At 72.2% G+C, this 8018-nt stretch carries 8 protein-coding genes; 2 read left to right on the top strand and 6 right to left on the bottom strand.

Features of this window, described 5'->3' with window-relative positions; all coding sequences use genetic code 11:
• The 4 genes from AC067A_RS36705 to AC067A_RS36690 form a co-directional block, all read right to left on the bottom strand.
• A partial coding sequence (locus AC067A_RS36705) for an AMP-binding protein (protein WP_479247850.1) occupies nucleotides 1-482 on the bottom strand: 482 nt, incomplete at its 3' end.
• A 75-nt stretch (nucleotides 483-557) separates the two neighbouring features.
• The gene (locus tag AC067A_RS36700; protein ID WP_479247849.1) at nucleotides 558-1853 is read right to left on the bottom strand and encodes an NAD(P)/FAD-dependent oxidoreductase; all 1296 of its coding nucleotides are present in this window, start codon (nucleotides 1851-1853) and stop codon (nucleotides 558-560) included.
• A gap of 115 nt (nucleotides 1854-1968) precedes the next feature.
• Entirely contained in the window at nucleotides 1969-2676 is a 708-nt protein-coding gene (locus tag AC067A_RS36695) for a B3/B4 domain-containing protein (protein WP_479247847.1), read from the bottom strand.
• 130 nt (nucleotides 2677-2806) lie between these two features.
• Nucleotides 2807-3643 (bottom strand): EamA family transporter, encoded by an 837-nt coding sequence (locus AC067A_RS36690; protein ID WP_479247845.1) that lies wholly within the window; start codon nucleotides 3641-3643, stop codon nucleotides 2807-2809.
• 118 nt (nucleotides 3644-3761) lie between these two features.
• Between AC067A_RS36690 and AC067A_RS36685 the strand changes: the two genes are divergently transcribed.
• A complete protein-coding gene (locus tag AC067A_RS36685) occupies nucleotides 3762-4346 on the top strand; it encodes a helix-turn-helix domain-containing protein (protein WP_479247843.1) in 585 nt (194 codons plus the stop codon).
• 6 nt (nucleotides 4347-4352) lie between these two features.
• On the opposite strand, the gene AC067A_RS36680 is transcribed toward AC067A_RS36685, so the two are convergent.
• Both AC067A_RS36680 and AC067A_RS36675 read right to left on the bottom strand, forming a co-directional pair.
• A complete protein-coding gene (locus tag AC067A_RS36680) occupies nucleotides 4353-4745 on the bottom strand; it encodes a VOC family protein (protein ID WP_479247842.1) in 393 nt (130 codons plus the stop codon).
• Nucleotides 4742-5581, bottom strand: a complete 840-nt coding sequence (locus AC067A_RS36675) for a bestrophin-like domain (protein ID WP_479247841.1) — start codon at nucleotides 5579-5581, stop codon at nucleotides 4742-4744. The genes AC067A_RS36680 and AC067A_RS36675 overlap by 4 nt, the downstream gene beginning before the upstream one ends.
• Before the next feature lie 282 nt (nucleotides 5582-5863).
• Here AC067A_RS36675 and AC067A_RS36670 point away from each other — a divergent pair, with 282 nt between their 5' ends.
• A complete protein-coding gene (locus AC067A_RS36670) occupies nucleotides 5864-7819 on the top strand; it encodes an APC family permease (protein WP_479247839.1) in 1956 nt (651 codons plus the stop codon).
• The last annotated feature ends 199 nt before the right edge of the window (nucleotides 7820-8018 follow it).

Below are 8018 nucleotides of genomic sequence, written 5' to 3'. Positions count from 1 at the left end.
AACGCCGCACCCGAATCCACCGCCACCAGCGGGAACACACCCCCCACCCCACCGGTGTCCAACACCCGCACCCGCATCCCGTCCCCGGCGACCTCAGGCAACACCGCCAGACCCCGCTCATCGACGATCAACGTCTCCACACCCGCCACCCGCATCATCCGACGCGTCAACTCCGCCGGAAAATTCGGCTGCAACGGCACCACCGTCCCACCCGCATACAACACCGCGAGCAGACCCACATACGCCGTCACACTCTTACCCGCCAACACCCCCACCGCACCGGCAGACCCACCCGCCCTGAGCGCACCCGCCCACAACAAAGCCCGCTCATGCACCTCCCGATAGGACACGACCTCATCCCCCACCCGCACGGCAGGACCATCCGGAGACAACCCCAACCCACGCAGAAAACGCCCGACCAGTGAGAGAGACATAAACCCTGCCAACCCCAATCCCCCGGCTGAGAAAACAGAATCCAGCACGACGGCAGGACTCCTGACCCAACCCAGAGGATCACCGACCAGCCCACCGAACAGTACTGACACCCGTCAGGTGCATCAGTCGGACGATTCTCGCCGTGTGCCTTTTCCGGCGGGAGTGGTCGCGGCCCGGCCGCGGTGCCTGATGTTGACCGCCGACGCCTTGGCCAGGGCCAGCGGGTTCAGGAAGCGGAGCGGGCCGTTCAGGCGGGAGCCGAAGAAGTACAGGTGGCGCGCCATCGACGCGTCGCGGGCCGCCGCGGAGAACATCAGCCGCTCCACGGGGTTGAACGGCCGGGACCTGGCGTAGTCGACGGCCAGGTACTGGTGGCCGCCGAGACGGCGCCGGTGGGTGCGGGCGTAGGCCGCGAGCGCGCGGTCGAGATCGCCGCGGCCGGCCGCGGCCGGGGCGACCGCCTCGGCCAGCCACTGGGCGGACTGCAGGGCCCAGGCGCAGCCCACGCCCCAGAGCGGGTCGCCGGTGAGGGCTGCGTCGCCGATGAGCGCAAGCCCCGGGGCGGTCGGCCTGCGGGTGTGCAGCGGGTGGTCGACGGTCCCGATGATCTTCGAGACGCGTTCGGCGGAGTCGACGGGCGGCGCGTCGGGGAGGCCGCGGAGGAAGGCGAGGAAGCTGCCCTCCAGATCCTTCCGGAAGGCGGGCAGCCGCTTCTTGTCCGGGAGCACCGCGACGACCGTGACGCCGTCGTCGTTCGGGAACGCGTACGCCGCGTCGGGGTCGAGGAACCAGGCGTGGCTGATCCCGTCACGCAGGGGCAGGTGCCGGAAGTGCGCGAGGTAGCCGAACCGTCCGTTCACGTGCTGCCGGGCGCGCACTCCGGCGTACTTCGCCACGGGCGAGTCCTTGCCGTCGGCGCCCACGACCAGGCGGGCCCGGATCTCGCGCTCGCCCAGGGACGTCGAGGCCCGCACCCCGAGGGTGCGCCCGGCCTCGCCGATCAGCCCCGTCACCCGGTGGCCGAGGAGCAGGTCGACGCCCGGGGTGGCCGCGGCGCGTGACCTGATCAGCGGGTCGAGGATGCTGCGCCGGATGTTGTACGCGTACGGCAGCTCGGGTCCGCCGGGCGCGGCGGTGGGTTCGATCCATCCCCAACGGGTGTACCAGCGGGCCTCGTTGCGGACGGCGCCCGCCTTCTCCAGGGCGGGCACGAGGCCGAGTTCGTCGAGCACCGGGTAGGCGGCGGCCTGGAGGGAGTGGGTGCAGAGGACCTTGTACGCCTCCGGGTCGGAGCGGCGTTCCAGGAGGGCGACGCGGACACCGCGCCGGGCGAGCAGGATCGCCGCGGCGCTGCCGGCGAGGCTCGCTCCGCTGATCACGACGTCGTAGGGGCCGGCCGTGCTCTCGGGACTGCTCATCACGCTGGTCGTCTCCTTCGTGGTGGGGCGCCGTTCACGGGAGTCGTGCAGAGCAACTGCTGTCAGGAGCATGGCCAGTTGTCAAGGGCGGGTCGGCCCCCGCCCGGGCCCTCCCTCAGACGTCGGCGTGCGGCCGCTCCGGCGTGAGGTGGTGCAGGGCGGTCCCTTCGGCGTGGGGGACGAGGAGTTCGCGCAGTTCGCGGGCGGCGGCTTCGACGAGGTGGCCGTCGCGGGGAGCGCACAGCGTCTCGAGCACGAAGGTGACGCGGGCGGAGTCCTCGGTGACGCGGGTGCGGTGGGCGTCACGGTGGTTCCAGTGGCGCGTGAGGACTCCGGCGGTGTCGGTGTAGACGATCTCGCCGGGCTTGGGGTTCTCGATCGTGTCGGGTTCGCCGAGCGGGGTGAACGCCTCGGTGCCGTCGGCGTGGCGGATGTCGACGGCCCCGACGACGTGGTCGAGGTCGAAGGCGCCCGCGGGCAGCCCGTGGCGGACGGAGACGCTGTTGTACGAGTCGACGGCCGGGTTGATCCGGGGCAGGGCGCCCGTCTTGGCGAGGCGGCGCCCCAGTGCGTCGACACTGGGCCGGATCCTGCGGGGGTTGGTGCCGAAGGAACGGTAGGCGGCGTGCCAGCTCTCGATCCGGGGGTCGGTCTCGTCGGCGGGCCGCCAGTCGCCCTCGGCGAGGTGCCGCTCCAGGTCCGCCACGGCCGCCACGGTGAGCGGCCAGGGCTCACGGCCCCGCAGGCCGGTGGCGGTGACCAGGGCGACGAGGGTGTCGGGGAAGGCGTCCGCGACGGCGGGGGCGAGCCGGAAGACGGTCATGAGTGGTTTCCGTTCCTGTATACGGGCGGGAGTGCGGGGGGTTTCCGGGCGGCGGCGGGACCGACGCCCGGGCGGATCGCGGGCTTTCCGGGCGGCGGCGGGGCCGATGTCCGGGCGGATCGCGGGGGTCTCAGGCGACGGCCAGGAGGCCGACCGCCGCGGCGGCGGCGCCGAGGCCGAGGAGTTGGCCGCGGTGGACCCGCTCGCCGAGGACGCCGCGGGCGAGGAGGACCGTGCCGGCCGGGTAGAGCGCGGTGACGACGGCGACGACGGCGAGGTCGCCGCCGCGGGCGGCGAGCAGGAAGAGGAGGTTCGCGACGGAGTCGAGCACGCCGGCGCCCGCGGACATCGCGTACGCGGGCCGCTCGGATCCCAGCCTGCGGTACATCAGTCCGGCGGCGGCGAGGGTGACCGCGGAGGAGACCGCCCGACCGACGATCAGGGGGGCGACACCGCTGTCGGGGGGCGCCTGATGGAGGAAGACCAGCTGGAGGGCGATCGCGGCTCCGGCTCCGAAGGCCAGGAGGAGCGCCGTACGGGAGGGCCGCGCGGACCCGGCGCCGTGACCGGCGCTGACCAGCACCACCGCGGCGAGCGCGAGCGGCAGCCCGATCAGCCCTGCCGGGCCGAGGCGCTCGCCCTGGAGGAGGCCGACCCCGACGGGGAGGACGGCGGACACCAGGGCGGTGACCGGCGAGAGCACGTTCATCGGACCGATCGCCAGCGTGCGGTAGAGCAGGGCGAACGCGGCGGCGGAGGCGACGCCGGACGCGGCGCCCCAGCCGAGGGTGGCGGCACCGAAGGAGGCGCCGAGGAAGGGCCACAGGAGCAGCTCGACGGCGAGCGAGGCCGGGGCGGCGATCATCACGGTGCGCAGGACGTGGGCCTTGCGGGCACCGAGGCCGCCGAGGAAGTCGGCGCACCCGTAGGCGAGGGAGCTGCCCAGGGCCAGCAGCAGAGCGATCACGGTACATCCCTTGGCATTACAATGGAACGACTGAACCGTACAACGAACCGACCGGATCGTGTCAACCAAACGACCGGGCGGTGCATTCCATTGGTCAACTCACGAGGACGCTGATCGGATGACCGAGACAGACGCGGCCCTGCGGACGCTCGCGCACAACGTCAGGGCGGCCCGGGTCCGGGCCGGCCTCTCGCTGGACGAGCTCGGCCGGCGGGCCAAGGTGAGCAAGGGCGCCCTGGTCGGGCTCGAGAAGGCCCAGGGCAATCCCAACTTCGCCACCCTGGTCAGACTGGCCGACACCCTCGGCATCTCGGTGTCCGCGCTGCTCGAAGGGCCGGCCGAGGGCCGCGTGCGGGTGGTGACCGCCGACGCGGTGATGCCGCTGTGGAGCGGGGAGCGGGGCGGCGAGGCGCGCCTGATGCTGACGACCCCGGGGGCGGCGCCGGTCGAGGTCTGGCGGTGGAGGCTGGAGCCCGGCGAGGAGTACCCCAGCCACCCCCACCAGGCGGGAGTCGTCGAGACCGTCTCCGTCACCGAGGGCCGGATGACCCTCGTCGTCGACGGCGCCGAACACACCGTCGAGGCCGGGCAGACCGCCTGCTTCGACGGCGACACCGCCCACGCCTACCGCGGCGCCGGTACCGGGACCTGCCACCTGGTCATGACGGTCCACCTGCCGCCCGGCCCCGCGTCCGCCGGCTGACGGCGGCTACCGCGGCACGGTGGCGATCTGGATCAGGTTGCCGCAGGTGTCGTCGAGGACGGCGGTGGTGACGGGGCCCGTCTCCACGGGCTCCTGGGCGAAGCGGACGCCGAGACCGCGCAGGCGCTCGTACTCCGCCCGTACGTCCTCGACGGCGAACTGGGCGAGCGGGATGCCGTCCTGGACGAGCGCGTCGCGGTACGTCCTGGCCGCCGGGTGGCGGGCGGGCTCCAGGAGCAGCTCGGTGCCGCCGGGCTCGTCGGGCGAGACGACGGTCAGCCACCGGTCTTCTCCGCCCACCGGGACGTCGTGCTTCTTCACGAAGCCGAGCACCTCGGTGTAGAAGCGCAGGGCATGGGCCTGGTCGTCGACGAAGACGCTGGTCAGACGGATCTTCACGGGGTGTTCTCCTCTGCTGGGGCCGCGGCCGGGGGCCGGTCCGGGGACTCGGTCCAGTACTGGGCGAGCGCTCCCTGACGGTACGGCGCCGGGCTGACACTGAGCTCCCCGGCGAAGGGGCGGTCGAGGACGAGGACGAGGAGGAGGCTGAAGCCGATGAGGCCGGCCACCGAGGCGACGAAGAGGACCTGGATCCGCCTGCGGCGCATGCCGTAGAGGAAGGTCAGGGGGATCAGGACCAGCGCGCCGCCGAAGGCCAGCAGCTGGAGCAGCGGCGGGAGTTGCTGTTCGGCCATGGTGAGGCGGGCGCGGCGCTGGGCGGCGACGTCGTTGAGGTGGCTGACGGCCTCCTCGTAGAAGACCTCCTCGCGGGCGGTCCTCGGCTCGTACGACTGGAGTACGTCGAACACGGCCTGGAGGTTGCCGGCGGTGGCGTCGTACTCGGGCGTTCCCGCGCGCATCAGGGGCCACTGGTTCTCCACGACGCCGTGGACGTAGCCGCTCAGCGCGACGTCGAGCCGCTCGCGCACCGGTTCCGGGAACGCGGCGGCGTCACGGGCGATGAGCGCGGCGTCGGTGGCCTCGGTGGCGACGACGGTCTGGGTGCTCTCCAACTGCGTCCAGAGGGTGACGATGACGAACGCGAGGATGATGCCGTAGATCGCGCCGAACATCCCCAGGGTCACCCCGACCATGTCGTTGTGCTCGCCCTCGGCCAGCGACGGGTACTTCCGCCGGGTGAACACGCTGCCGGCGACGGCGAGGGCGACGGTCCCGCCGACGATGACGACGGTCAGGGCGAAGGTGCTGAAGTGGTTGAGCAGCCAGAGCGACATGTGCGGGGAGTCTAGGGACCCCGCGATCACCCCGACCGCCGCCGATCCCACCGCCACCCCGCCGGCGAAACCGCCCACCACCGTGCGCGGCCCGGCGCACGCCCCGCGCACGGCCACCGCCCTCACCCGCCGCGAATCCACACCATCGGATGAGCCCCGCCGCACCGTCTTGACGCTTTCCTGACGCGCCCGCCCCGATCCGTCCCCAGGGCCGTGCTTACGCTGGCCCGGCGGTCCTCTCGATGGCCGAAACCCTTCGTCGAACAGCTCAGGAGCACCTCCATGGCCGGCACACCGGACGCCCGCACCGGACGACTGCGCGCGTGGATGCTGGAGGGTCTCTCCGACATGGGCAAGGGCAGGCCCTCCCGGCCCGTGGAGACGGCGCCGGACAGCGGACACCGGGGGCAGCGCTGGTGGCGGGTGATGTGCCTGACCGGTGTCGACTACTTCTCCACCCTCGGCTACCAGCCGGGCATCGCCGCCCTGGCGGCCGGACTGCTCTCCCCCGTCGCGACGATCGTCCTCGTGATCGTCACGCTGGCGGGAGCGCTGCCCGTCTACCGCCGGGTGGCGGAGGAGAGCCCGCGGGGCGAGGGCTCGATCGCGATGCTGTCCCGCCTGCTCTCCTTCTGGAAGGGGAAGCTCTTCGTCCTGACCCTGCTGGGCTTCGCCGCCACCGACTTCCTGATCACGATCACGCTGTCCGCCGCTGACGCCTCCACCCACCTCGTCGAGAACCCGCACCTCGAAGCGGCCCTCCACGACAAGCAGCTGATCATCACCCTGGTGCTGATCGCCCTGCTCGGCGCGGTGTTCCTGAAGGGCTTCCTGGAGGCGGTCGGCGTCGCCGTCGTCCTCGTCGGGGCCTACCTCGCCCTGAACGCGGTCGTCGTGGTCTCCGGCCTGTGGCACGTGGTCACCGAGGGCCACGTCGTCACGGACTGGTCCGCGGCGCTGACCGCCGAGCACGGCAATGTCTTCGCCATGGTCGGGGTCGCCCTGCTCGTCTTCCCCAAGCTCGCCCTCGGCCTGTCGGGCTTCGAGACCGGTGTCGCCGTCATGCCGCACGTCCAGGGCGACCCGGGAGACACGGAGGAGAAGCCCGCCGGCCGCATCCGGGACACGAAGAAGCTGCTGACGACGGCGGCGCTGATCATGAGCGTCTTCCTGATCTGCACGAGCTTCATCACCACCGTGCTCATCCCGCACGAGGAGTTCGAGTCCGGCGGCGAGGCCAACGGCCGCGCGCTCGCCTACCTCGCCCACGAGTACCTCGGCAACGCCTTCGGCACCGTCTACGACGTCTCCACCATCGCCATCCTCTGGTTCGCCGGCGCCTCCGCGATGGCGGGCCTGCTCAACCTGATGCCCCGCTACCTGCCCCGCTACGGCATGGCGCCGCACTGGGCCCGCGCCGTGCGCCCCATGGTCATCGTCTTCACCCTGGTCGCGTTCCTCGTGACCTGGATCTTCGACGCCGACGTCGACGCGCAGGGCGGCGCGTACGCCACCGGTGTCCTCGTCCTGATCTGCTCGGCCGCCATCGCCGTGACGATCGCCGCGCGGAAGGCGGGGCAGCGGGGCTGGACCGTCGGGTTCGCGGTCATCTCGGCCGTCTTCCTCTACACGACCGTCCTCAACGTCATCGAGCGCCCCGACGGAGTGAAGATCGGCGCCTGCTTCATCGCCGGCATCATCCTCATCTCGCTCCTCTCCCGCCTCGGCCGTGCCTTCGAACTGCGCGTCACCCACGTCGACCTCGACGAGACGGCCGAACGCTTCATCCAGGACATCTCCCGCCGCACGCCCCGCTTCGTCGCCAACGAACCCGACAACCGCGACGTCGCCGAGTACCGCGACAAGATCGAGCAGATCCGCGCCGACAACGACCTTCCCGCCGCCGAGGACTTCGTCTTCATCGAGGTCACCGTCACGGACCCCTCCGAGTTCGAGGCGGGGCTGGCCGTCCGCGGCGAGGTGATGCACGACCGGTACCGCGTCCTGACCGTCGAGTCGTCCTCCGTCCCCAACGCGCTCGCCGCACTCCTCCTCCACGCCCGCGACACCACCGGCATCCGCCCCGACATCTACTTCGAGTGGACCGAGGGCAACCCGTTCGCCAACTTCCTCCGCTTCCTCCTCCTCGGTCAGGGCGAGGTCGCGCCGGTCACCCGCGAGATCCTGCGCGAGGCCGAGCCGGACCGGGAGCTCCGCCCGCGGGTGCACGTCGGCTGAACCGCGCCGACACCGCGGCCGGGCGACATGGGGACCCGGTGCGGCAGGCGGGGCGACGGGTGCGGTCGGCGGGGCGGCGCGTGCGGCCGGCGGGGCGTGCGGGGCTCGAGCGGTCCTCGTGTCGCTCACGGTAGGCTCCCGGCCGTCGTGAAGGGCGTGTAACGCCGGGTGCCCGTGGGGTGTGACGGGCCGGAAACCC

Source organism: Streptomyces sp. NPDC043176, assembly GCF_056436715.1.
The sequence above is the reverse complement of the archived record's forward strand: the minus strand, read 5'-3'. Positions and strand labels throughout refer to the sequence as shown.